This window comes from Bradyrhizobium sp. KBS0727, from assembly GCF_005937885.2.
Taxonomy (GTDB): domain Bacteria; phylum Pseudomonadota; class Alphaproteobacteria; order Rhizobiales; family Xanthobacteraceae; genus Bradyrhizobium.
The window spans coordinates 51954-75442 of sequence record NZ_CP042176.1 but is presented as its reverse complement, the minus strand read 5'-3'; the positions used below and the strand labels follow the sequence as shown (position 1 = coordinate 75442).

Genomic DNA, 23489 nt, shown 5'->3' with positions numbered 1-23489 from the left:
CTCCAGTCTCACAGCATGCTCGGCAGCACGCGATCCGGCGGCTTGTGGTTGTCGAGGAAGGTGCGGATGTTGATGATCACCTTCTCGCCCATTTCGACGCGGCCTTCGATGGTGGCCGAGCCCATATGCGGCAGCAGCGTCGCCTTGCCGGCCCTGGCCAGCCGCACCAGTTTCGGATTGACCGCGGGCTCGTGTTCGTAGACGTCGAGACCGGCGCCGCCGATCTCGCCGGCCTCGATCAACTTGATCAGCATGTCCTCGTCGATCACGCCGCCGCGCGCGGTGTTGACGATGTAGGCTTCCTTGCGGATCAGCTTCAGACGTCGCGCCGAGAGCAGATGATAGGTCGCCGGCGTGTGCGGACAGTTCACCGAGATGATGTCCATCCGCGCCAGCATCTGGTCGAGGCTTTCCCAGTAGGTTGCGCCGAGTTCTTCGGCGATAACAGGCGCGACCGGACGGCGGTTGTGATAGTGGATCTGCAGCCCGAAGGCGCGCGCGCGGCGTGCCACGGCTTGGCCGATACGGCCCATGCCGATGATGCCGAGGCGCTTGCCGCCGATGCGATGGCCGAGCATCCAGGTCGGCGACCAGCCCGGCCAGTTCTTGCCCTCGGTCAGAATCGCCGCGCCCTCGATCATGCGCCGCGGCACGGCGAGGATCAGCGCCATGGTCATGTCGGCGGTGTCTTCGGTCAAAACCTTCGGCGTGTTGGTCACGGTGATGCCGCGCGCATGCGCTGCGGTGACGTCGATATTGTCGACGCCGTTGCCGAAATTGGCGATCATGCGCAGCTTGCAGTCGGGCTGCTTGAGGATCTCTTCGTTGACCAAGTCGGTAACGGTGGGCACCAGCACGTCGGCGGTGCGGACCGCTTCGGCGATCTGTTCCGGGGTCATCGGCGTATCGTCGAGGTTCAACCGCGCGTCGAACAGCTCGCGCATCCGGGTCTCGATCGAGTCCGGCAGCTTGCGGGTAACGACGACGAGCGGTTTTTTCTTAGCCGACATGTTGTGCTCTCATGAGGGGATGGCTCTTCAGACCTTTAGCTCTTGGAGCTCTTGTAACTGGTGGTCTTGTAGTCGGTCTTGGGTCAGCCGTTCAGACCTCATTAACCCGGTTGTTCGACACTGCGGTTGCCGCGCGATCCCGGTTTCCCTGGGTTCCCCCGAAGCCTCCAGGTTCTCTTGGGTTTCCTGGGGTTTCCAAGGGAAAATCCGGGCGTTCTGGTTCTAGATCGTTCCGTCCTCTCTATCAGAAGGCCGGGCCAAGACAAGAACCCCTCGGAAACACAGTCCGGGGAACGACCAAGCGAGGCACGGGGGTCTGGGGTTTTCGGGCATAAGCAGGGCGTTTCAACTCGAAGAATCGAGTTGGGAATATCGCGGCAGGAGACGGGTTGATGGCGTTGGGGCGTTTCTGTTCGGTGGCGGTGCTGGCGGCGTGCTGGCTGGGCGCATCGGTCAGCACAGGATTTGCGGCCAAGGATACGGCCACGACCAGCAGCGGCCTGCCGGTGCCGCGCTACGTCAGCCTCAAATCCGATCATGTGAATGTGAGGGCCGGCCCGACCAAGGACAACGACGTCGCCTGGGTCTACACCCGTTCGGGCTTGCCGGTCGAAATCACCGCCGAATTCGAGAACTGGCGCCGCGTACGCGACTCCGAGGGCGCCGAGGGCTGGGTCTATCATTCCCTGCTGTCCGGCCGCCGCACCGCTGTCGTCACCATGAAGACCAAGGACGAGCTCGCGCCGCTCTACGATCGCGCCGATCCCGGCAGCGCGGTCGCGGCCCGCCTTCAGGCCGGCGTCGTCGCCCAAGTCAAGAAATGCACCAGCGGCTGGTGCCGCGTCATCGGCAACGGCTTTGACGGCTGGATCGAGCAGCAGCGGCTGTGGGGCGTTTATGCGGACGAGAAGGTGGAGTGAGGTAACACTCGCACGTCATTCGTAGGGTGGGCAAAGCGAAGCGTGCCCACCACCTACAAGCGCCGTTCGGGATAGATGGTGTGCACGGCGCAAATGCGCCTTTGCCCACCCTACGAATTTTCCGGAAATGTAAAGCGCTCAGCGCTTCTTGCGCAGCCGCACGACCATGTCGACGCGGGCGATCTCGTAGCCTTCGGGCACATCCGGCATCTTGGTCAGCACCAGGTGCGGATCCGGAATGTCGACCAGCTCGTGATTGTTCTCGAGATAGAAGTGATGATGTGCCGTGACGTTGGTGTCGAAATAGGTCTTGGTGCCGTCGACGCTGACCTGGCGCAGCAGACCGGCATCGGTGAGCTGGTTGAGGGTGTTGTAGACGGTGGCGAGCGAGACCGGGACCTTGGCTAGCGTCGCTTCCTCGTACAGCATTTCCGCGGTGAGGTGGCGCGCGCCCTTGCCGAACAACAGCCAGCCGAGAGCCATGCGCTGCCGGGTCGGCCGCAGGCCGGCCGCCTGCAGCATTTCGTTGACGTCATGCCAGGGACAGCCGGTCAGCGCCGGCTGGTGACCCACGCCGCGGGCGGCAGGGTCAATGGTGTCGTCATTCAAGGTCGAGGCCTGGTCGTTCATGTCCACTTCGGGCACCGTTACGCGCTAACTCGGGTAATATTCTTAGGCAATATAAGGGGAAACGCAGTAGATGCAAGTTTTTCGCAACTAGAACGAGCCCAAGGTCAAGGCAGGAACCGCATGGCGACGCGGCGTTTTAGCCGTTTCCGGCGCTTTGCCGCCCGGCAAGGCCTATGTTACAGAGCGCGCGGACCACATATGCGATTTCGGCAGGGACAATAGCCGATAGCACCCTAAGTAGCGCCAATTTGCGGGAAACAAGGAAGCTTCCCGTGGGAAAACGGGTCCGGTTCACTCGAAAGCGCTCCATCGGGATATCTAACAGAGGCTGAATACGATGTTGGAGCGGCGCAGCGGTTACGAATACGAGGATTTGCTGGCCTGCGGCCGGGGCGAGATGTTCGGCCCCGGCAATGCGCAATTGCCGCTGCCGCCGATGCTGATGTTCGACCGCATCACCGAAATTACCGAGAAAGGCGGCGAGTTCGGCAAGGGCCTGATCCGCGCCGAACTCGATGTGAAGCCGGACCTCTGGTTTTTCGGCTGCCATTTCAAGAACGATCCGGTCATGCCGGGCTGTCTCGGCCTCGACGCGATGTGGCAGATGGTCGGCTTCTATCTGGGGTGGATCGGCGGCGAGGGACGCGGCCGGGCGCTCGGTCTCGGTGAATTGAAGTTCTCCGGCCAGGTGCTGCCGCAAGCCCGCAAGGTTGTGTACAACATCGACATGAAACGGGTGATGCGCTCAAAGCTGGTGCTCGGCGTTGCCGACGGCTGGCTTTCCATGGATGGCGAGATTATCTATCGGGCGAAGGACCTGAAGGTCGGGCTGTTCAAGCAGGGCTCCGCTCCCGATTGAGCAGCGCGGTCAACCACTTCATCACAGAAGAACATAACTGCAAGGCGAGGCGATCATGAGGCGGGTTGTCATCACGGGGATGGGGATTGTCTCGTCCATCGGAAACAACACCCAGGAAGTGCTGGCGAGCCTTCACGAGGCGAAGTCCGGCATCACGCGGGCAGAAAAATACGCGGAGCTCGGCTTCCGTTCGCAGGTGCAGGGTGCGCCGACGCTCAATCCCGCCGATGTCATCGACCGGCGCGCGATGCGATTCCTCGGCGAGGGCGCGGCGTGGAATCACATCGCGATGGAGCAGGCGATCCAGGATTCCGGACTGACGCCGACCGAAGTATCCGACGTTCGCACCGGCATCATCATGGGCTCGGGCGGACCGTCGGCGCGCACCATCGTCGAGGCCGCCGATATCACGCGCAGCAAGGGACCGAAGCGAGTCGGACCGTTCGCGGTGCCGAAGGCGATGTCGTCGACGGCGTCGGCGACGCTGGCGACCTGGTTCAAGATCAAGGGCGTGAACTACTCGATCTCGTCGGCCTGCGCGACCTCGAATCATTGCATCGGCAATGCCTATGAAACGATCCAGATCGGCAAGCAGGACATCATCTTCGCCGGCGGCTGCGAGGAACTCGACTGGTCGCTGTCGGTGCTGTTCGACGCCATGGGCGCGATGTCCTCGAAATACAATGCGACGCCCGCTACCGCCTCGCGCCCCTACGACGTCAGCCGCGACGGTTTCGTGATCGCGGGCGGCGCCGGTGTGGTGGTGCTGGAAGAGCTCGAGCACGCCAAGGCGCGCGGCGCGCGCATCTACGGCGAAGTCGTCGGCTACGGCGCGACGTCGGATGGCTATGACATGGTGGCGCCGTCGGGCGAAGGCGCCGAGCGCTGCATGCGCATGGCGATGGAAACCGTGAAGACGCCGATCGACTACATCAACCCGCATGCGACCTCGACGCCGGCCGGCGATCCGCCGGAAATCGAGGCGATCCGAAAAGTGTTCGGCACCGGCGACAAGTGCCCGCCGATCTCGGCGACCAAGGCGTTGACCGGACATTCGCTCGGCGCCACCGGCGTGCAGGAAGCGATCTATTCGCTGCTGATGATGAACAACGGCTTCGTCTGCGAGAGCGCCAACATCACCGAGCTCGATCCGGTGTTCGCCGACATGCCGATCGTGCGCAAGCGCATCGACAACGCCAAGCTCGGTACCGTGCTGTCGAACTCCTTCGGCTTCGGCGGCACCAACGCCACGCTGGTGTTCAAGCGGATGGATGCGTAGTTCGCTCTTAACCCCTCCTCGCTCGCGGCGGGAGGTCGGCAGGCAGCGAATGGGGACTTTGCAACAATCCGGAATGGGGTGGGCATGATTATCGAACCGCGCGTGCGAGGCTTCATCTGCACGACGGCACATCCGGTCGGCTGTGCCACAAATGTCCGCGAACAGATCGCCTATGTTCTCCGTCAGGGATCGATCCCGGACTGCCCGAAGCGCGTCGCCGTGCTGGGATGTTCGACCGGCTACGGCCTCGCGAGCCGCATTGTTGCGACCTTCGCCGGGGGCGCAGAGACCATCGGCGTGTCGCTGGAGCGCGAGCCGACGGCAACCAAATCGGGCAGCGCCGGCTGGTACAACAACCGCGCATTCGAGATCGAGGCTCAGAAGATCGGCCGGTCTCCCCTCACGCTGGAGGGCGACGCTTTCTCCCACGACATGAAGAAAACCTTCATCGACCGTGTGCGCGAACGGTTCGGCCAGCTCGACATGCTGGTCTACAGCATGGCCGCGCCGGTTCGCACCGACCCGGACACGGGCCAGACCTATCGCTCGGCGATCAAGCCGCTGGGCGCCCCCGTCGACATCAAGACGCTCAACACTGAAACCGGTGAGGTCTTCGAGACCACCATTGCGCCGGCGAGCGAGGACGAAGCGGCGGCCACGGTCGCAGTGATGGGAGGCGATGACTGGAAGCGCTGGATCGACCAACTCGCCGACGCCGGTGTTTTGGCGCCGGGCTTCCGGACATTCAACTACACCTATATCGGCAGCGAACTGACCTGGCCGATCTACTGGAACGGCACGCTGGGTCGCGCCAAGGTCGATCTCGACCGCAAGGCGGAGGCGATCCGGGGCCGGCTCGGTGCGGACGCGGCCCGCGTCGTGGCGCTGAAGGCCGTGGTCACCCAGGCGAGTTCGGCGATTCCGGTGGTGCCGCTCTATGGGACGGTGCTGTTCAAGGTCATGAAGAAACTCGGCCTGCACGAAGGATGTATCGAACAGATCGATCGCCTGTTCCGGACACGGCTGGGTAAAGATGCCGCGATCGACGAGGCGATGCGGCTGCGGCTTGATGACTGGGAGCTCTCGCCAGAAGTTCAGAAAGAAGTGTCGCGGCGATGGCCGCTGCTCTCCACCGAAACGCTCGGTGAATTGGCCGACCTCGGCGAATACAAAAGCCAGTTCCTGCGCCTGTTCGGATTCGGCATCGACGGCGTCGACTACGCGCAGGACGTCGATCCCCGCGTCGTCCCGGGCTAAAGCGGCTCGGACGCAACGCTGGGCGGGGGCTCGTTTCTACTTTGCATGGGGTTGTTTTCGTTATTTTGTGTCAGAGCCACCCCATCGTGCTCTACCCCGCCGCGATCTTCTCCGCGCGCTGGAACGCCGGCCGCGCCGCGCAGCGGGCGATATAAGCGTCGAACGACGGCCGCGACGGGATCATCTTGAACAGCCGCACCGCGAAGTTCAGGCCCGAGCCGATCACGATATCGGCCGCCGAAAACGTCTCGCCGAGAATCCACGGGCCTTTCTCCAGCGCGTTGTCGAGCACGTCGATGACGCGCTGCGCGTCGCCCCAGCCGGCGGCGACCGGGTTCATCTCGATCTTGGTCGCGATCTGCACCATCGCCGGCTCGATGCAGCCGGGGCCGAAGAACAACCAGTAGAGATACCTTGCGCGCAGGGGATCGCCGAGCGGCGGCGCCAGTTTTGCCTCGGGGTAACGCTCGGCGACGTAGGCGCAGATCGCGGCGGCTTCCGCCAGCGCCGTGTCGCCGTCCTTCAGCGCCGGAACCTTGCCCATCGGATTGATCGCGAGATATTCGACCCGCTTCTGCGCGCCGGTGGAAATGTCGGTCAGCACGCGTTCATAGGGCTGTCCGGTTTCTTCCATCAGCCACAGCGACGAGAACGAGCGGGAGCGGGGCGACCAGTAGAGTTGCATCATCGGAAATATCCCGTTGCGAGCCGGAAGTCCGGCCAGCATGCACACTGGCCGAAGAATTGTGGGAGTGTCCAGTTGAATTGAGCGGCTTGGCTCAATCCTCCTTGAGATAGTTTGGCAGCATCTGATCGACCCTCGCAGTAACCAGCGCGCGGGTTCTTTCGCGGAGGGGTGTGCTGCTCGCCGCGGCCGCCGCAGGTTCCGGAAAGAACGAATTATCGAGCTTGGTGAGCGGGTCTTCCGTCAATCGTAAGCCTTCGGCGAGCCTTGCGCCGAAGTTTGCGAATGGTCGCGTAATCCTCTCGTAAGTCCTTCCGTCGAGCACACTGACCGCAATGTTAGCAAAAAGCTGCGAATGCCGGATGATAGATCCCAAGCCGCGGTTATATGTTCCGATGCCGTCAAGCATCAGATTGGTACCTGGCAGCTGCCCCTTGAACCGCGTCACGATGAGATAACGTTCGCAGTTCGCATTTGGCGTGATGCTTCGGACTATCGTCGGAAGGCCCTCGCGGGGATCGGGCAGGAATCGCGATGTCGGATGGTAGAAGGGCTCGGATACATCCTTCGGGTAAGCGATCCGTCGGACCGACGGATCGGCGCCGGTCGCTGCGCGGACCCGCGCGAGGATGAGATCGTCGAGCCCCCAGTCGATCGGGACTTCACTCTCCTCGGTCTCAAAAACCGTAAGGCCAAACTTCTGCACTGCAAAGCGGTCCCCGACGGCGGAAATCACGCCGAGCCTGCAGGGACCGCTCTCGGGGAGCGCCACCGGCCGGGCGCTCGTCTTGGCTTTGGGTGCAGCTTTCTTAGCGGCGGGCTTTGCCGTCGGGGCTCCGGCCTGTGGTGTCGTTCCCGGCGGGGATTGGGTTTGCGCCGTTGCGGAAATGGCGAAGCATGACAGGAAAATTGCGACGGCGAAGACTCGGTGCATGGGACTCGGGAACTGTACGGGAGGTATCAATAATATTTGAAACTAGAGCGTGCCGTTGTCATGTGCAAGACTGTCATGTGCAAGACGAAGATGCTTCGTGCGCGCGGTCTTTCTTCCAGCGATAATACTTCATCGTAAAGCCAGTCATCGGCTCGACCTGCTCCTGCTCGAAGACAAACCCCTCGCGCTCGTACCAGCGCCAGGCCTTTTCATTCTCGCGCACGCAGCGCAGGAAGATTTCATCGGGAAGGTGTTGCCGCGTGAAGGCGAGCAACTGGCGTCCGACGCTGCGGCCCTGATATTGCGGCGCGACGAACAACTGGTCGAGATAGCGCTTGGGCAGATGCATCGCGAGCATCGCCGCCAACTTTCCGTTGTCGTCGGCGACGTAGAGGCTCCAGCCGTTTTCGACCTCCATCGGGACCCGTGCGCGCAATTTGGCCAGCAGGAAATTGCTGGCGGCCTCAAGCCCGGTGGATGCCCAGCTTTCCATCCAGATCCGGGCGACCTCGTCGTATTCGTCCGAGCGGGCGGGGCGGATGGTCGGCGGCGGCATCGGCAGGTCCACGGCGCGAGTAAGATTCCCTCGCGATCCTATCGCGAGGGCTCTCTCAATTTCAATCGGCTGCTACGGTCGCGCTCCACCTGGCGTGCGCAAGACGACAAACAAAAAGGGCGGCCTTTCGGCCGCCCTTTGCTGTTCTCTATTCTTGATGACGTTGAGGTTTACTCGCCGGCGGCTTCGCGCGGGGCGGAAGCTTCCGTCGCCTTCTGCTTGGCTTCGAGGTCCTCGCCGGTCGCCTGATCGACCACCTTCATCGACAAACGCGTCTTGCCGCGATCGTCGAAGCCGAGCAGCTTGACCTTGACCTTGTCGCCTTCCTTGACGACGTCGGAGGTCTTCTGCACGCGCGCCGAAGCGAGCTGGCTGATGTGGACCAGGCCGTCCTTGGCGCCGAAGAAGTTCACGAACGCACCGAACTCCATCACCTTGACCACGGTGCCCTCGTAGATCTGGCCGATCTCCGGATCGGAGGCGATCGACTTGATCCACTTGATCGCGGCCTTCATCGCCTCGCCATCGTTGGAGGCGACCTTGACGGTGCCGTCGTCCTCGATGTTGACCTTGGCGCCGGTCTTCTCGACGATCTCGCGGATCACCTTGCCGCCGGTGCCGATCACTTCACGGATCTTGTCGGTCGGGATCTTGAAGGTCTCGATGCGCGGCGCGTATTCGCCGAGCTCGGCGCGCGCGTTGGTGAGCGCCTTCGACATCTCGCCGAGGATGTGGATACGCCCATCCTTGGCCTGGCCGAGGGCGACCTTCATGATCTCCTCGGTGATGCCCTCGATCTTGATGTCCATCTGCAGCGAGGTGATGCCCTGTTCGGTGCCGGCCACCTTGAAGTCCATGTCGCCGAGATGATCCTCGTCGCCGAGAATGTCGGACAGAACCGCAAAGCGCGAGCCTTCCAGGATCAGGCCCATCGCGATGCCCGCGGTCGGCCGCTTCAAGGGAACGCCCGCATCCATCAGCGCCAGCGAGGCGCCGCAGACCGACGCCATCGACGACGAGCCGTTGGATTCGGTGATCTCCGACACCACGCGCACCGTGTAGGGGAATTCGTGGTGCGGCGGCAGGACCGGATGGATCGCGCGCCAGGCCAGCTTGCCATGGCCGATCTCGCGGCGCTTGGTGCCGCCGAGGCGACCGGTTTCACCGACCGAGTAGGGAGGGAAGTTGTAGTGCAGCAGGAACGTCTCTTTGTAGGTTCCCGACAGCGCGTCGATGTACTGCTCGTCCTCGCCGGTGCCGAGCGTGGTCACGACCATCGCCTGGGTTTCACCGCGGGTGAACAGCGCCGAACCGTGGGCGCGGGGCAGCACGCCGACTTCGGCGACGATGTTGCGCACGGTCTTGCTGTCGCGGCCGTCGATGCGCTTGCCGGTGTCGAGGATGTTCCAGCGAACGATCTTGGCTTCGAGTTCCTTGAACACGGCGGCGATGCGCAGCTTGTTGTGGCTCGACTCCTGCCCTTCCGGGAAGTAGTGCGCCATCACCTTTTCCTTGGCCTTGCCGACCGCGGCGTAGCGGTCCTGCTTGACCGGGATGGCGTAGGCCGCGCGCAGGTCCTGCTCGATCAGGCCGAGCATTTCCTTTTCCAGCGCGCTTTCGTCGATGACCTTGACTTCGCGCGGCTCCTTGGCGGCCTTCTCGGCCAGTTCGATGATCGCCTTGATCACCGGCTGGAAGTGACGGTGGCCGAACATCACGGCGCCGAGCATGATGTCTTCGTTGAGTTCCTTGGCTTCCGATTCCACCATCAGCACGGCATCGGCGGTGCCGGCGACGACCAGGTCGAGCTGGGTGTCGACCATTTCGTCGAGCGTCGGGTTGAGCACGTATTCGTCATTGGCGAAGCCGACGCGGGCGGCGCCGATCGGGCCCTTGAACGGGGCGCCGGAAATCGTCAGCGCGGCGGACGCCGCCACCAGTGCGACGATATCGGGATCGTTCTCCATGTCGTGCGACAGCACGGTGACGATCACCTGGGTTTCGTTGCGCCAGCCGTCGACGAACAGCGGACGGATCGGGCGGTCGATCAGGCGGGAGACCAGCGTCTCCTTTTCGGTCGGCCGTCCTTCGCGCTTGAAATAGCCGCCGGGAATGCGGCCCGCGGCGTAGGTCTTTTCCTGATAGTCGACGGTGAGCGGCAGGAAGTCGACGCCTTCGCGCGGCGACTTGGCGGCAACCACGGTCGCGAGCACGATGGTCTCGCCGTAGGTCGCCATCACGGCACCGTCGGCCTGACGCGCGATCTTTCCGGTTTCAAGCTTGAGGGGACGTCCACCCCAGTCGATTTCGACTGAATGAGCATTAAACATAGTGGTCTTCTTTCATGGGTTCACGAGAGACCGGCGCCCTCAAAACACAAAGACCATGCGCAAGATTGCGGGGCGCTGATCGCGATTATCGAGATCAGCGTCCGGCGATCCTGCCATGGTCTTTATATTTCGGATGGCGTCCATCCTCTCGGTAGTCACGGGCATCTTGCCCCGCCCAGCGGCCGGATTGCTGCTGGACGTTCTTGCGCATGATCGTCTCCAGGAAATCTGGAGTCCGGTTTCCGGAAGACCACGCGAAAACGCGCGCAAACCTTGCGCGCGTGAACTGATCAACGACGAATATTGTGCTTTTCGAGCAGCGCCTTGTACCGCGCCTCGTCCTTCTTCTTGATGTAATCGAGAAGGGAACGGCGCGTCGACACGAGCTTCAGTAGGCCGCGGCGTGAATGATTGTCCTTCACGTGGGTCTTGAAGTGGCCCGTGAGGTTGTTGATGCGTTCCGACAGGATCGCAACCTGGACCTCGGGCGAGCCGGTGTCGCCGGCCTTGTTGGCATTCGTCTTGATGACTTCCGCTTTGCGTTCGGCGGTAATCGACATCGTCAAACTCTCTCGTTGTTGCGACCGGAACTGGCAGTCAGTCCGGTCAGGTTGAACACGCGCTTGGGGATGAGTTCGCCATTGCCAATTTCGGCGAGGGCCAGAAGCCGGCCTGCCACCGTGACATAGACTGTGCCGCTACTATTGGGCGCATCCCGTCCGCGCAACAAAACGGCCTGGCCCCTGTGGAGCCTTGCCGCATCAGCCCGTGTGACGGCCAGTGCCGGGATGTCGTCCAGCGCGGTCTCAACGGGCAAAAGCGCGTCGGCGAGGCTGCCCTCGCCCGACGCGGCTCTATTGCATAAAGCCTCCAACTGTTCCAGCGGAATCATGTCCGCCTCGCGGAATGGCCCGACCAGGGTCCGCCGCAGCGCGCAGATATGGCCGAAACAGCCCAGAATCCGGCCCATATCGCGGGCCAAGGCCCGCACATAGGTTCCCTTGCCGCACTCGGCTTCGAACACGGACTGGCCGTTATCTCCGTGTTCCACAAGGGTTAATTCGTGAATCTCGACCGGCCGGGGCTTCAGCTCCACGGTTTCGCCGTCCCGCGCCAGGTCGTAGGCACGCTCGCCCTGCACCTTGATCGCGGAATATTGCGGCGGGATCTGCTCGATCAGGCCGGTAAAGCGCGGCAGGAGTGCCCGGATCGCGTCCGCGGACGGTCTCTCGGCAGAGGTCTGGGTGACCCGGCCTTCGGTGTCGTCGGTATTGCGTTCCTCGCCCCAGGCGACCGTGAAGCGGTAGCGTTTGCGGCCGTCCATCACGAAGGGAACCGTCTTGGTGGCTTCTCCCAGCGCGATCGGCAGGCCGCCGGAGGCCAAGGGATCGAGGGTGCCGGCATGTCCGGCCCGCTTGGCCTGGAACAGCCGCTTGAGCACGGCCACCGCGTGCGTCGAGGTCATGCCGATCGGCTTGTCGAGGATCACCCAGCCATGGACGTCGCGCTTGTCGCGCCGCGGCTGGTTGTTCTGGCGCGGCTGCTTGCCTTGACGGGAATCCTGGCGCGGATCGTTGTTGCCGCGGCGCGCCTCGTCGCCGCGCGATGGATCGGTAAAAATATTTTTGGAGACGTCATGCGATTCGGCGTTTTCCGAACCGATCACGCTGTCGGCGGTCGTCACAATCATCATTCGTCGTCCGAATCGGGTGCGAGGTCTCTTTGCACCGCAGGTGTTCGCAGTAATTTCTCGATACGTTCCGCTTCGTCGAATCGTTCGTCGGTGCGGAAGCGAAGATCAGGGGCAAATTTCAGGTTAACGCGGTGCGCGATCTCGCCGCGCAGGAACTTCTTGTTGCGTTCGAGCGCGGCCAGCACCACGTCGGTGTCGCGGCCGCCGAGCGGCATCACGTAAACGGTGGCGAGTTTCAGGTCGGGCGACATTCGTACCTCGGGAACCGTAATAATGTGGCCTTCGAGATCGGGGTCGTGGACGTTACCCTGCGACAGAATATCGGCGACCGCATGGCGTACGGTCTCGCCGACGCGCAATTGCCGTTGCGAGCCGCCGGGGGCGGAACTCTTGTTGTGGTGACGGGGCATTGTCAAAATCCCAATTGTCGTCATCACCCGCCAAAGCGAGTGATCCAGCATTCCGGGCTCAAATTAATTGCGGTGACTACTGGATGCCCCGCTTTCGCGGGGCATGACGGTTTAGTTCGAAATATCCAGCGCCCGTAAGATTTGGACTTACAGACTGCGCTGGATGGTTTCCACGCGATAGCACTCGATAACGTCGCCGGGACGCATGTCGCCGTAATTCTCGAACGCCATGCCGCATTCCTGGCCGGACTGCACTTCCTTCACTTCGTCCTTGAAGCGCTTCAGCGTCGAGAGCTTGCCTTCGTGCACGACGACGTTGTCGCGGATCAGGCGCACATTGGCGCCGCGTTCCACGGTGCCGTCGGTGACGCGGCAGCCGGCGACCTTGCCGACCTTGGAAATGTTGAACACTTCCAGGATCTGGGCATTGCCGAGCATGGTTTCGCGCAGCGTCGGCGCGAGCAGGCCCGACATCGCCTTTTTGATGTCGTCGACGAGATCGTAGATGATGTTGTAGTAGCGGATCTCGATGCCGTTGCGCTTGGCGGCGGCCGCGGCTTCCTTGTTGGCTCGAACCGAGAAGCCGATGATCGCGGCGTTGAAACCTTCCGCCAGCGTGACGTCGGACTCGGAGATGCCGCCGACGCCGGCATGCAGGATGCGCGCGGCGACTTCGTCGGTGCCGAGCTTCTCCAGCGATCCCAAAATTGCTTCGAGCGAACCCTGCACGTCGGCCTTGACGATCAGCGGGAATTCCTTGCGGCCCGCGGTCTTGAGCTGCGACATCATCTGTTCGAGCGAGCCGCGCATGCCGGAAATCGAGGCGGCGGCGTTTTCGCGCTTCTGGTGGGCGCGATAACTCGTGACCTGACGGGCGCGGGCTTCGTTCTCGACCACCGCCAGGCGATCGCCGGCTTCCGGCGGGCCGTTGAAGCCGAGCACTTCGACCGGGACCGACGGTCCGGCCGCGGTGAGGTTCTCGCCCTGGTCGGAAATCAGCGCGCGGACGCGGCCCATTTCGGCGCCGGCGACGATGATGTCGCCGACCTTCAGTGTGCCGCGCTGGACCAGCACGGTCGCGACCGGACCGCGGCCGCGATCGAGCTTGGCTTCGATCACGGTGCCTTCGGCGGGACGTTCCGAATTGGTCTTGAGGTCGAGCAGTTCGGCCTGCAACGCAATCATCTCGAGCAGCTTGTCGAGATTGGTCTTGTTCTTGGCGGACACCTCGACGTCGACGACGTCGCCGCCGAACGATTCGACCTGCACTTCATGTTGCAGCAGTTCGGTGCGTACGCGCTCCGGCTTGGCGTCGGGCTTGTCGATCTTGTTGATCGCCACGATCATCGGAACCTTCGCCGCCTTGGCGTGGTTGATCGCCTCGATCGTCTGCGGCATGACGCCGTCATCGGCCGCCACCACCAGGATCACGATATCGGTGACCTTGGCGCCGCGCGCACGCATCGCGGTGAACGCGGCGTGGCCGGGCGTATCGATGAAGGTGATCTTCTTGCCGCTTTCCGGCGAGGTCACCTGATAGGCGCCGATATGCTGGGTGATGCCGCCGGCTTCGCCGGAGACCACGTTGGCGTGGCGCAGCGCGTCGAGCAACGAGGTCTTGCCGTGGTCGACATGGCCCATCACGGTAACCACAGGCGAACGCGGCTCGGTATCGCTGGCATCTTCGACGATGTCGAACAGGCCCTCTTCGACGTCGGAGGCGGCGACGCGCTTGACGCTGTGGCCCATTTCCTCGGCGATCAGTTGCGCGGTGTCGGCATCGATCACGTCGGTGATCTTGTGCATCGCGCCCTGCTTCATCAGCAGGCGGATGACGTCGACCGCGCGCTCGGTCATGCGGTTGGCGAGTTCCTGGATCGTGATGGCTTCCGGGATCGTCACTTCGCGAATGAGCTTTTCTTTCGGCTCGTTGGCGGCGTGTCCCTTCAGGCGCTGGGTGCGGCGACGGAACGAGGCGATCGAACGCTCGCGCACGTCGTCGGCAGTGAGCGCGGTGACCAGCGTCAGGCGGCCGCGGTCCTTCTGCGGTCCGGGCTTGTGGGTCGTCTTCGGCGGGACCGCGGGGCGCATGGCGCCGCCGGGGCCGCGACGGATCTGGCGCGGACCTTCATCCTCGTCGGAGGCGTCGGCTGCGACGCCGGGGGCGCGCGCCGGCGGCGTTGCCGCGGTCGTGGCCGGCCGGGCGCCGGCCGGGCGGGGCGCGCCGGGACGGGCGGTCGCCGGAGCGGCGGCCGCGGCCGTTTTGGCTTCGGCCTCGCCGAATCGCTTCTTGGCCTCGATTTCCGCCTTGCGCTTGGCTTCCTCTTCCAGCCGGTGCCGCTCTTCCTCGGCCTTGCGGCGGGCTTCGGCGGCTTCGCGCTCGGCCTGCTCGATGCCTTCCTTGCTGCTGCGGCGCTTGGCCTCTTCCTCGGCAATCCGCCGCTCTTCGATTTCACGTAGCTTGGCGTCGGCCAGCGCGCTGGCGCGCGCCGAACGCTCGTCTTCCGTCAGGGTGCGCAGCACGACGCCGGAACCGCCGCGCGGCGCGGCCGGTGCCGCGGGGCGGGAGAGCGGGGCCTTGGCGGGCATGGGCTTCGGAGCGGCCGCGACCGGCTCGGGCGCATGGGTTTCGGTCGCCGGCGCGTCGCCGCCGACGCGGCGCTTGCCGCGCTTTTCGACCACGACCTGCTTGGTCCGGCCGTGGCTGAAGCTCTGGCGGACGGTGCCGGTCTCGACACGCGGCTTGAGCGTCAAGGTTTTGCTGACACTCAAAGTCTTGTCGCCAGGCGTTTTGGTATCAACCATTCAGCAGTCCTAATCTTGTTGCGTTGTGCGTATCCGCACAGTCTTTGAAGCTGTCTTCGTTAGTCAGAATTTCTGGCCGCATTGGCGGTCTTGTCGTCATCGGCCATCCGGTATCGGACCAGGATTTGGCAGCGCGACAGGAACGTCTTGCTCGCCGGGCCCGCGAGCAGGGCAGCATGTATCACATTTGACCGCCCCAGTGCCAAATCCAATTGTTCGGACGCTAAAACAGTAACGATCGGGAAAACCGGCGATTCACCGGAATTTCCGCCTCTCTGCCCGGCGATCGCGTCCAATTTGCGGATTCCGTCGGCGGCGCCGTCGGAAGCGTGGACCAGGGCCGCGGCTTGCCCATGCTGGAGCGCGCCCTCGACCTTGCTGAAGCCGGAAACCACCTGACCGGCCTTGGCGGCCATGGCCAGCGCATCGGTGCAGCTGCGGACCAGCAACGCCTCGGTATCGGCGGGGAGGGTCGGCGCCGCCCGGACCTGGCGCTTGAACCCCTTGCTAAATTGGTTACGCCGCACCGCTTCCGCAACGGTCCGGCGCGACGCCGAGACCCACAGGCCGCGGCCGGGCAGTTTGCGCTTGAGGTCGGGGATCACGTCGCCCGCGGGCGAGACGACGAACCGGATCAGCTCGTCGATCGGGCGTACCTCGCGGCTGACCGCGCACATCCGCATGGTCGCGGACCTGTCGGTCCGCGGCCCATTGTCGAGATCGGGGTCAGCCAAAGCGAGCATGCCTGTCTGGTCACTCCAGTCATCTGCGCACGGGCTGTGCGCAGCAACGGTATATGGCGTTGCGGAACACCCGCCCTACGCCGTTTCGTCTTCAGCGGCTTCGGCCGTCTCGGCCTGCTTGGCGAGGTCGGCCTCGGTGATCCAGCCGGCAATGACGCGCGCCTGCATGATCATGCGCTCGGCATCGTCGCGCGAGATCTCGTTGGCATCGAGAATGCCGGGGTGCTTGGTCGGCTCGCCGCCTTCCTTGCGCTCGGTCCAGCCGACCAGATCGTCGGTGGCGCAGCCCGCCAGATCCTCGACCGACTTGATGTCGTTCTCGCCGAATTTCACCAGCATTTTCGAGGTTACGCCGGGCACTGTCTTCAAAGCGTCATCCACACCGAGTTCCTTACGTTTGTTTTCCAGCTCCGTCTCGAGCTGTTCCAGATATTCTTTTGCCCGGCTCTGCAGCTCGTTGGCAGTTTCGTCGTCGAAACCCTCGATGCCGGCCAGTTCCTTGGCGTCGACCAGCGCGAGTTCCTCCACCGAGGTGAAGCCTTCCGAGGCCAGCAGCTGGCCGACCACTTCGTCGACGTTCAGCGCTTCCATGAACACCCGCGTGGAGTTCTCGAAATCGGCCTGGCGGCGCTCGGATTCTTCCTGCTCGGTGAGGATGTCGATGTCCCAGCCGGTCAGCTGCGAGGCCAGCCGCACGTTCTGGCCGCGACGGCCGATCGCCAGCGAAAGCTGGTTGTTGGTGTCGGGCACCACGACCTCGATCCGCTCGCGTTCTTCGTCGATCACGACCTTGGCGACTTCGGCAGGCGCCAGCGCGTTGACGACAAAAGTCGCGATGTCGGGCGACCACGGAATGATGTCGATCTTCTCGCCCTGCAGTTCATTGACCACTGCCTGCACGCGCGAACCGCGCATACCGACGCAGGCGCCGACCGGATCGACCGAGGAATCCCGGGAAATCACCCCGATTTTCGCGCGCGAGCCGGGATCGCGGGCCACCGCCTTGATCTCGACGATGCCGTCATAAATTTCCGGCACTTCCTGCGCGAACAGTTTTGCCATGAACTGCGGATGGGTGCGGGAGAGGAAAATCTGCGGTCCGCGGGTTTCGCGCCGGACGTCGAAGATGTAGGCGCGAACGCGGTCGCCGTTGCGGAACACTTCGCGCGGCAGCATTTCGTCGCGGCGCACGATGGCTTCACCGCGGCCGAGATCGACGATCACGCTGCCATATTCGACGCGCTTGACGACGCCGTTGACGATGTCGCCGATGCGGTCCTTGAATTCCTGATATTGCCGGTCGCGTTCGGCCTCGCGCACCTTCTGCACGATCACCTGCTTGGCCGACTGCGCGGCGATGCGGCCATATTCCAGCGGCGGCAGGGTGTCGGCGATGGTGTCGCCGACCTGGGCGCCGGGATTGGCGCGCTGCGCGTCCGCCAGCGAGATCTGGTTCGACGAGTTCTCGACCAGTTCGACCACCAGCATGTGGCGCGACAGCCGCAGCTCGCCCTTCTTGGCGTCGATCTCGGCGTGAACGTCGGTCTCGCTGCCGTAGCGGGCACGGGCCGCCTTGGCGATGGCGTCTTCCATCGCGGCGATCACGATCGAGCGATCGATCGATTTTTCGCGGGCGACCGCATCCGCAATCTGCAGCAGTTCGAGTTTGTTGGCACTGACTGCCATGGCCTAGTCTCCTTCAGTAGGATCGAATTCGCCCCCGGGCAATCCTTGCGCGGCGAGGCGGTGTTTCTTGGTATTCTTCGGTAGCGGCTTCTTGATCGCTTTCGGCTTCGGTTTGTTGCTCTTGGCTGGATCACTTTTCTTGGCGTGCGGTGGAGGCGGCGGCGCAAGCCCGAGATTCTGCTTGAGTTCGCGCTCGGCCTGCTTGCCGCGCCGCATCGATTCCGCGATCAGTTCGTCGGTCAGGACCAGCCGTGCATCGGAGATGTCTTCCATCACCAGCAGCACGTCGGCATCTTCGTCCGCGCGTACGTCATCGCGATGTATCCGCACCGCGTCGCCCTCGACGCCGGCCAAGTGTCCACGGAAACGCTTGCGGCCCTGATGGGCGACCGCCATCTCGATCTTGACGAGATGACCGGCATAACGCTCGAAATCGGACCGGCGCACCAGCGGGCGGTCGATGCCCGGCGACGAAATCTCCAGCCGGTAGGCCCGCTCGATGGGGTCCGCGATATCGAGCACCGGCGACAGCGCCCGCGAGATCGCTTCGCAATCCTCGATCTGCATGGTGCCGTCGGGCCGCTCGGCCATGATCTGGACCGTGCAGCCGGCCTCGGCGGATATCTTGATCCGGACCAGCCGGTAGCCCAGCCCTTGCAAGACGGGTCCGGCAACCGCCGATACCCGCGCAGCCACGCCCGGCTCGACGACGAGACGGGGCTCGGCCAAGAGCTCGATATCCACGGGGTTAGCAGTCGGATCGATCATGTCCAGGGTCAAAAGCGTCTTATTTACAAGGGTTTAAGCCGAGTTCAACCGCGCCCGGCCGGTTCCCTGAACTTGGCCTGTCGCCCATTCGGGGCCGGCGATCGTTCAGGTAATAAAAAAGAGCGGGTCCGGAGGGGCCCACTCTCGATACGCGATCGTATGAGAACAATAAGTTGCGGTGGATATAGCGGTTTTCCCGCAATCCGGCAAGGCCTGCGCGCCATCAGCGGGCGATTTTGCGGGCTCTCCCGGGGGACCCCAAAACCTAACCCTTCATTCACCTGCGATGCCTAGATTGCCCGAAAACCAGCCAATTCGGCCGGTTTGGATGGGTTGATGACCACCGCCGCAACGCTGATCCCGGAACTTGACGACATTGTCAGGCGTGGCGACCCGAAACGTCGCGCTGATGCCGCGCGGCGGGTCAGCGAATTATTCCTGCAGGGCGCGGCGAGTTTCCGCGCCGATCACGTCGATCTGTTCGACGGCGTGCTGACCAGCCTCGTTCCGCATGCCGAACTTGCCGCGCGCGCCGATCTGGCCGAGCGGCTGTCGTTGCTGGTCAACGCGCCACGCGGATTGGTCGGCCAACTCGCGCATGAGGATGAAATTGCGATCGCGGGGCCGCTGCTGCGGCGATCTGCCATGATCGACGACCGGATGCTGATCGAGATTGCCATGGCAAAAAGCCAGGGGCACTTGCTGGCGATGACGGAGCGGCCGGCGCTCTCGTCCGATCTCACCGACGTGATGGTTCGCCGTGGCGACCGCGACGTCGTCAGGGGCGCGGCCGGCAATGCCGGCGCGGCCTTCTCGCCGGGCGGCTATTCGGCGTTGCTCAAACGCGCCAGCCAGGACGGTGTGCTAACGCTCAAGGTCGGCCAGCGCGATGACCTCTCGGCCGAGCAGTTGAAGGATTTGCTGTCCGGATCGATCGACGTGGTCCGCCGCCGCTTGTTCGAGGTGGTCAAGCCGGCCCGGCAAATGGCGATCAAGCGGGCGATGAACGAGATATCCGGTGTGATGGAGCGGGTCGAGAGCAGCCGCGACTTCGCGCCGGCCCAGCGCACCGTCCTCGCGCTGCATAAGGCCGGCGAACTGAACGAGAGCGCGCTGCTCGGTTTTGCCAAATCCTACAAATACGAGGAATCGATCGCAGCGCTGTCGGCGATGACCGGCGTCAAGATTGCGACACTGGATCGCCTGATTACCGGCGACCGCTACGATCCGATCCTGATCGCCGGCAAGGCGGTCAACCTGGAATGGGCGACCGTGCGTGCCCTGATCCTGCTCCGGCTCGGCCCGAACCGGGTGGCGTCGCCGTCGGATATCGAAAGCGCGCGCGTCAATTTCGCGCGCCTGATGCCTTCGACCGCCGAGCGAGTCGTCGGTTTCTGGAAGACCCGTCCGCCGGCCTGACGTATTTCTTCTGTCATTGCGAGCGAAGCGAAGCAATCCATGAGGCCTCAAGCGAAGTATGGATTGCTTCGCTTCGCTCGCAATGACGCACTCGCTAAAATACCTCCCAAACCAATAATGACCGCGCTATGTTCGGCGCCGAAGGCGCGGCACAGCGCCGAGATAAATCGGGAGCGAAAAAAATGCTGACGGACGTTCAGGTTCAGGCCCATGCCGATCGGATCCGCGACGACGGCTTCACCGTCATCGAGCAGGCGGCGAGCCGCGAACTGGTCGAAGGCTTGAAACAGGCGCTGGAGCGCATCGAACGCGACCATCATCTTGGTCCTGCGAAAACCTCGTTCGAGGGTTTCAAGACCGTGCGCATCAACAATCTTCTCACCTACGACGATCTGTTCTGGGAAGTGCCGCTGCACGAAAATGTATTGCCGGTGGTCGAGCGCGTGCTCGACAGGGAATGTCTGCTGTCCTCGTTCTGCTCGCTGGTGCTGGCCCCGGGGCAGGAAGCACAGCCGATCCACGAAGACACCCAGTTGATCCCGCTGCCGCGTCCGCACATTCCGATCACCATCAATGCGATCTGGGCACTGTCGGATTTCAGGGACGACAACGGCGCGACGCGAATTCTGCCGGGCAGCCACAAGTTCGCGTCCTCGCCGGAATACGGCAAGGATTATGACGCCGTCACCGCGACCATGCCGGCCGGAAGCGTGATGCTGTTCGACAGCGCGCTCTGGCATGGCGGCGGCGCCAATACCTCCGATGCGCGGCGGTTCGCGTTCTCCTGCGCCTATTGCTGGGGCTGGATGCGGCAGCAGGAAAACCTGCAGCTCGGCATTCCCCAGGACACCGCGAAGCGATTTCCGCGGCGGCTGCAGGAGCTGTGCGGCTACAGCGTCTACAAGGGACAGTTCGGCCACATCGACAACCACGATCCGATCGAACTGCTCGGCCGCGAGCGCGGCAAGCGCATGGTGTGGGAAGCGACCGACGCGAGAAAAGCGCGGATGGGTGAGGTGGTGAAGGGGTGAAGCTCCCCGTCATTCCGGGATGGTGCGCGAGCACCAGACCCGGAATCTCGAGATTCCGGGTCTGGTCCTTCGGACCATCCCGGAATGACAGCTACCCCACCCGCCGAAACCGCAGATACGCCGCCACGCGGCCCTCGCGTTCGGCTTTGCGGCCGTAGCGGGTCATGGTGTAGCCATCCCACGGCTGACGCCAGTCGATCGCGCGCTCCGCGGTCCAGAGAAAATCGGGCGAGCGGAGCAGATGCGCCAGCGTCCAGGCGCAGTAATCGTCGATGTCGCTGACGAAACGGAACTCGCCGCCTGCCTTGATGATGCGCGCCATCGCGGCCACCGTTGCGTCCTGCACGAAGCGGCGCTTCCAATGCCGCCGCTTCGGCCAGGGATCGGGATGGATCAGATCGATCCGCGCCATCGATTGCGGCGGCGCCCAGGCCAGCAATTCCGCGGCGTCGCCGGCGTAGAGGCGGATGTTGCCGATGTTGAGGGCTTCGATCTGGGTCAGGATCTTCGCCATGCCGTTCACATACGGCTCGCAACCGATGAACCCGACATGCGGAAAGGCTTGCGCTTCGGCGATCAGATGTTCACCGCCGCCGAATCCGATTTCGAGCCTGACATCGTTGATCTCACCCTCGAACAGTTCGGCGAGACTGGAAGGCGCAGGGCCGCCGCCGATATCGAGCGCCAGATGCGGCAGCAGGTTGTCGATCAGGTCGGCCTGGTGATTGCGGAGCTTGTGACCCTTGCGGCGGCCGAAGAACGACCCGCGCGCGTGTGCCGACGCGCCGTCGTCCGGCGTGTCCTGATCGTCGGGCGCGCTATTGGAGACGATCATCGCAGCGTCTGGTACAGCCGGTGCAGCAGGCGCGCGCGCGGCTCGATCGACGAGATGTACATCTGTTCGTAATGGGTATGCGCGCCCTGGCCGTCGACGCCGAGCCCATCGAGCGTCGCGGTATGCGGCGCGGTGAAATTGCCGTCGGAGCCGCCACCGGTCGCGGTGTCCACCAGATCGAAGCCGATTTCGGCCGCCAGCGTTTTGGCGTGCTCATACAGTGCGGCGCCGGCGTTGCCCTTCTCGTAGGGCGGACGATTGAGTTCGCCGACCACCCTGACGCTGACGCCCTCGGTGCGTGATTTCAGGTTGAGGATCTTCGGCACCAGTTCGTCGGAATCGGCTGACGTCGGCACGCGCATGTCGACCTCGGCATAGGCCTCTTCGGCAATCACGTTCGGCTTGGTGCCGCCGCGGACGACGCCGACATTGACTGACACGCCGCGCTTGAGGTCGTTCATCGCTTCCAGCGTCTGGATGATGTTGCCGAGCTCGCGGATCGCGCTGCGGCCGTCCTCGGGCCGGGTGCCGGCATGCGAAGGCACGCCCTTGATGAATACCTCAAAGCGCGCGACGCCCTTGCGTCCGGTGACGATCTTGCCGCCGTCGCGCGCCGGCTCGGTGACGAGAACGTACTTTGCCTTGCGGCCCTCTTGTTCGATCAGCGCCCGCGATGTCGGGCTGCCGATCTCTTCGTCGGAGACGAAGAGCTGGGTGACGCCGAGCGGCGAGCGGGCATCCTCGGCGCAAATCTGCCGGAATGCGTGATAGGCGAGATAGGCGCCGCCCTTCATGTCGTAGATGCCGGGGCCGAACGCGCTGTCGCCCTCGATTCTAAACGGCAGCCGCTCGATGAAGCCCATCGGATGAACCGTATCGAGATGGCTCAGCACCAGGATTCCCGGTGCGTCCTGTCCCCATGACGAACGCGCGACGAGGTGGTCGCCGCATCCGGAGTGGCCTGCGATCCGCTCGACGGTCGCCGGCAGGTCGCGATAGCCTGACGTGACGAGGTCGGCGAGCTTGTTGACCTGCGCGGGCGCTTCGGTCGGGGTCTCGATCTCGACCCAGCGGCGGATGCCGTCGAGGATGGTTCTGGAATCGAAGGGATTGCTGTCTGTCATCGGCGCATCGTGGTTATCGGGCGAATTCGCCCGATGTCATGCGCTCACGCCGGTGGGCGCGTCAATCGTTCCGTACGAATGCCGGTTCGCATTCAGCGCTTGTCGGGGCCTTCGCGCGTTGCGATCTGCTCGACCAGATCGACGATGGAGCGGCGCATCTTGGCGTCGGTGATGCGCGTGAACGCACGCGTCAGCGCCAAACCTTCGGAAGTGGCGAGAAAATCGGAAACATAGGCCGGCGAGGAGCCTTCGCTGAAACCGTCGGTATTCACCGCACCGCTCGGCCCGCCGTCGAACAGAAACGATACCGGAACCTGCAGGATTTCGGAGATCTGCTGCAGGCGGCTGGCGCCGACGCGGTTGGTGCCCTTTTCGTATTTCTGAACCTGCTGGAAGGTGAGCCCCAAAGCGTCGCCCAGTTTTTCCTGGCTCATGCCCAGCATGATACGGCGCATGCGGACGCGGCTGCCGACATATTTGTCAACAGGGTTGGGCGCTTTGGTGGACATCTCAAC

General features: G+C 63.5%; 22 protein-coding genes. 6 read left to right on the top strand and 16 right to left on the bottom strand.

The annotated features are described in order from the left end of the window. Positions 1-8: 8 nt before the first annotated feature. Positions 9-1010, bottom strand: coding sequence for a D-glycerate dehydrogenase (locus FFI89_RS00325; RefSeq protein ID WP_138831887.1), 1002 nt, complete (start codon positions 1008-1010; stop codon positions 9-11). A 392-nt stretch (positions 1011-1402) separates the two neighbouring features. Between FFI89_RS00325 and FFI89_RS00320 the strand changes: the two genes are divergently transcribed. After that, positions 1403-1930 carry an SH3 domain-containing protein gene (locus FFI89_RS00320; protein ID WP_138831886.1) on the top strand — a complete coding sequence of 176 codons (528 nt, stop codon included), beginning with the start codon at positions 1403-1405 and terminating at the stop codon, positions 1928-1930. Positions 1931-2068: 138 nt separating this feature from the next. On the opposite strand, the gene irrA is transcribed toward FFI89_RS00320, so the two are convergent. Next, on the bottom strand, positions 2069-2560 hold the full coding sequence (irrA, locus tag FFI89_RS00315) for an iron response transcriptional regulator IrrA (RefSeq protein ID WP_138831885.1): 492 nt from the start codon (positions 2558-2560) through the stop codon (positions 2069-2071). Between the two features lie 337 nt (positions 2561-2897). On the opposite strand from irrA, the gene fabA reads away from it, so the two are divergent. From fabA to fabV, 3 genes are all read left to right on the top strand, one after another. Next, a complete protein-coding gene (fabA, locus tag FFI89_RS00310; RefSeq protein WP_138831884.1) occupies positions 2898-3419 on the top strand; it encodes a 3-hydroxyacyl-[acyl-carrier-protein] dehydratase FabA in 522 nt (173 codons plus the stop codon). A gap of 55 nt (positions 3420-3474) precedes the next feature. Further along, the gene (gene fabB / locus FFI89_RS00305; protein ID WP_138831883.1) at positions 3475-4698 is read left to right on the top strand and encodes a beta-ketoacyl-ACP synthase I; all 1224 of its coding nucleotides are present in this window, start codon (positions 3475-3477) and stop codon (positions 4696-4698) included. A gap of 84 nt (positions 4699-4782) precedes the next feature. Then, entirely contained in the window at positions 4783-5955 is a 1173-nt protein-coding gene (gene fabV / locus FFI89_RS00300; protein WP_138831882.1) for an enoyl-ACP reductase FabV, read from the top strand. A gap of 91 nt (positions 5956-6046) precedes the next feature. Here fabV and FFI89_RS00295 read toward each other — a convergent pair whose 3' ends face one another. From FFI89_RS00295 to rimP, 11 genes are all read right to left on the bottom strand, one after another. Continuing rightward, a complete protein-coding gene (locus FFI89_RS00295) occupies positions 6047-6643 on the bottom strand; it encodes a glutathione S-transferase family protein (RefSeq protein WP_138831881.1) in 597 nt (198 codons plus the stop codon). A 91-nt stretch (positions 6644-6734) separates the two neighbouring features. Next, positions 6735-7574: a hypothetical protein gene (locus FFI89_RS00290; protein WP_138831880.1), complete on the bottom strand. Its 840-nt coding sequence runs from the start codon at positions 7572-7574 to the stop codon at positions 6735-6737. 73 nt (positions 7575-7647) lie between these two features. Further along, positions 7648-8130 carry a GNAT family N-acetyltransferase gene (locus FFI89_RS00285; RefSeq protein ID WP_138831879.1) on the bottom strand — a complete coding sequence of 161 codons (483 nt, stop codon included), beginning with the start codon at positions 8128-8130 and terminating at the stop codon, positions 7648-7650. A gap of 170 nt (positions 8131-8300) precedes the next feature. Continuing rightward, on the bottom strand, positions 8301-10460 hold the full coding sequence (gene pnp, locus FFI89_RS00280; protein WP_138831878.1) for a polyribonucleotide nucleotidyltransferase: 2160 nt from the start codon (positions 10458-10460) through the stop codon (positions 8301-8303). Between the two features lie 290 nt (positions 10461-10750). Then, positions 10751-11020, bottom strand: coding sequence for a 30S ribosomal protein S15 (gene rpsO / locus FFI89_RS00275; RefSeq protein WP_079540211.1), 270 nt, complete (start codon positions 11018-11020; stop codon positions 10751-10753). 2 nt (positions 11021-11022) lie between these two features. Next, positions 11023-12150 carry a tRNA pseudouridine(55) synthase TruB gene (truB, locus tag FFI89_RS00270; RefSeq protein ID WP_138835975.1) on the bottom strand — a complete coding sequence of 376 codons (1128 nt, stop codon included), beginning with the start codon at positions 12148-12150 and terminating at the stop codon, positions 11023-11025. Beyond that, complete coding sequence (gene rbfA, locus FFI89_RS00265; RefSeq protein ID WP_138835973.1) at positions 12150-12563, bottom strand: 30S ribosome-binding factor RbfA; 414 nt, start codon at positions 12561-12563, stop codon at positions 12150-12152. Before rbfA ends, truB begins: the two co-directional genes overlap by 1 nt. A 147-nt stretch (positions 12564-12710) precedes the next feature. Further along, the gene (gene infB / locus FFI89_RS00260; RefSeq protein ID WP_138831877.1) at positions 12711-15368 is read right to left on the bottom strand and encodes a translation initiation factor IF-2; all 2658 of its coding nucleotides are present in this window, start codon (positions 15366-15368) and stop codon (positions 12711-12713) included. 59 nt (positions 15369-15427) lie between these two features. Further along, positions 15428-16111 (bottom strand): RNA-binding protein, encoded by a 684-nt coding sequence (locus FFI89_RS00255; protein ID WP_138831876.1) that lies wholly within the window; start codon positions 16109-16111, stop codon positions 15428-15430. Between the two features lie 75 nt (positions 16112-16186). Beyond that, complete coding sequence (gene nusA, locus FFI89_RS00250) at positions 16187-17797, bottom strand: transcription termination factor NusA (protein WP_138831875.1); 1611 nt, start codon at positions 17795-17797, stop codon at positions 16187-16189. A gap of 3 nt (positions 17798-17800) precedes the next feature. Further along, positions 17801-18565, bottom strand: coding sequence for a ribosome maturation factor RimP (gene rimP / locus FFI89_RS00245; protein WP_138831874.1), 765 nt, complete (start codon positions 18563-18565; stop codon positions 17801-17803). A 336-nt stretch (positions 18566-18901) separates the two neighbouring features. Here rimP and FFI89_RS00240 point away from each other — a divergent pair, with 336 nt between their 5' ends. Both FFI89_RS00240 and FFI89_RS00235 read left to right on the top strand, forming a co-directional pair. Then, the gene (locus FFI89_RS00240) at positions 18902-19984 is read left to right on the top strand and encodes a DUF2336 domain-containing protein (RefSeq protein WP_138831873.1); all 1083 of its coding nucleotides are present in this window, start codon (positions 18902-18904) and stop codon (positions 19982-19984) included. Between the two features lie 182 nt (positions 19985-20166). After that, positions 20167-21015 (top strand): phytanoyl-CoA dioxygenase family protein, encoded by an 849-nt coding sequence (locus tag FFI89_RS00235; protein WP_138831872.1) that lies wholly within the window; start codon positions 20167-20169, stop codon positions 21013-21015. A gap of 91 nt (positions 21016-21106) precedes the next feature. Here FFI89_RS00235 and FFI89_RS00230 read toward each other — a convergent pair whose 3' ends face one another. The 3 genes from FFI89_RS00230 to FFI89_RS00220 all read right to left on the bottom strand — a co-directional run bounded on the left by FFI89_RS00230 (position 21107) and on the right by FFI89_RS00220 (position 23483). Then, on the bottom strand, positions 21107-21850 hold the full coding sequence (locus FFI89_RS00230) for a tRNA (guanine(46)-N(7))-methyltransferase TrmB (RefSeq protein ID WP_138831871.1): 744 nt from the start codon (positions 21848-21850) through the stop codon (positions 21107-21109). Continuing rightward, positions 21847-22974, bottom strand: a complete 1128-nt coding sequence (locus tag FFI89_RS00225; protein WP_138831870.1) for a M20 family metallopeptidase — start codon at positions 22972-22974, stop codon at positions 21847-21849. The genes FFI89_RS00230 and FFI89_RS00225 overlap by 4 nt, the downstream gene beginning before the upstream one ends. Positions 22975-23066: 92 nt before the next feature. Further along, positions 23067-23483, bottom strand: coding sequence for a helix-turn-helix domain-containing protein (locus tag FFI89_RS00220; RefSeq protein WP_138831869.1), 417 nt, complete (start codon positions 23481-23483; stop codon positions 23067-23069). Between the last annotated feature and the right edge of the window lie 6 nt (positions 23484-23489).

Bases quoted from the DNA above. Each gene is read 5' to 3' on its own strand.
- pnp (WP_138831878.1), bottom strand. From the start codon at position 10,460: ATGTTTAATGCTCATTCAGTCGAAATCGACTGGGGTGGACGTCCCCTC.
- fabA (WP_138831884.1), top strand. From the start codon at position 2,898: ATGTTGGAGCGGCGCAGCGGTTACGAATACGAGGATTTGCTGGCCTGC.
- FFI89_RS00320 (WP_138831886.1), top strand. From the start codon at position 1,403: ATGGCGTTGGGGCGTTTCTGTTCGGTGGCGGTGCTGGCGGCGTGCTGG.
- FFI89_RS00220 (WP_138831869.1), bottom strand. From the start codon at position 23,483: ATGTCCACCAAAGCGCCCAACCCTGTTGACAAATATGTCGGCAGCCGC.
- FFI89_RS00225 (WP_138831870.1), bottom strand. From the start codon at position 22,974: ATGACAGACAGCAATCCCTTCGATTCCAGAACCATCCTCGACGGCATC.
- nusA (WP_138831875.1), bottom strand. From the start codon at position 17,797: ATGGCAGTCAGTGCCAACAAACTCGAACTGCTGCAGATTGCGGATGCG.
- FFI89_RS00255 (WP_138831876.1), bottom strand. From the start codon at position 16,111: ATGCTCGCTTTGGCTGACCCCGATCTCGACAATGGGCCGCGGACCGAC.
- truB (WP_138835975.1), bottom strand. From the start codon at position 12,150: ATGATTGTGACGACCGCCGACAGCGTGATCGGTTCGGAAAACGCCGAA.
- FFI89_RS00285 (WP_138831879.1), bottom strand. From the start codon at position 8,130: ATGCCGCCGCCGACCATCCGCCCCGCCCGCTCGGACGAATACGACGAG.
- FFI89_RS00290 (WP_138831880.1), bottom strand. From the start codon at position 7,574: ATGCACCGAGTCTTCGCCGTCGCAATTTTCCTGTCATGCTTCGCCATT.
- rbfA (WP_138835973.1), bottom strand. From the start codon at position 12,563: ATGCCCCGTCACCACAACAAGAGTTCCGCCCCCGGCGGCTCGCAACGG.
- infB (WP_138831877.1), bottom strand. From the start codon at position 15,368: ATGGTTGATACCAAAACGCCTGGCGACAAGACTTTGAGTGTCAGCAAA.
- FFI89_RS00240 (WP_138831873.1), top strand. From the start codon at position 18,902: ATGACCACCGCCGCAACGCTGATCCCGGAACTTGACGACATTGTCAGG.
- rimP (WP_138831874.1), bottom strand. From the start codon at position 18,565: ATGATCGATCCGACTGCTAACCCCGTGGATATCGAGCTCTTGGCCGAG.
- irrA (WP_138831885.1), bottom strand. From the start codon at position 2,560: ATGAACGACCAGGCCTCGACCTTGAATGACGACACCATTGACCCTGCC.
- FFI89_RS00325 (WP_138831887.1), bottom strand. From the start codon at position 1,010: ATGTCGGCTAAGAAAAAACCGCTCGTCGTCGTTACCCGCAAGCTGCCG.
- FFI89_RS00235 (WP_138831872.1), top strand. From the start codon at position 20,167: ATGCTGACGGACGTTCAGGTTCAGGCCCATGCCGATCGGATCCGCGAC.
- rpsO (WP_079540211.1), bottom strand. From the start codon at position 11,020: ATGTCGATTACCGCCGAACGCAAAGCGGAAGTCATCAAGACGAATGCC.
- fabV (WP_138831882.1), top strand. From the start codon at position 4,783: ATGATTATCGAACCGCGCGTGCGAGGCTTCATCTGCACGACGGCACAT.
- FFI89_RS00230 (WP_138831871.1), bottom strand. From the start codon at position 21,850: ATGATCGTCTCCAATAGCGCGCCCGACGATCAGGACACGCCGGACGAC.
- FFI89_RS00295 (WP_138831881.1), bottom strand. From the start codon at position 6,643: ATGATGCAACTCTACTGGTCGCCCCGCTCCCGCTCGTTCTCGTCGCTG.
- fabB (WP_138831883.1), top strand. From the start codon at position 3,475: ATGAGGCGGGTTGTCATCACGGGGATGGGGATTGTCTCGTCCATCGGA.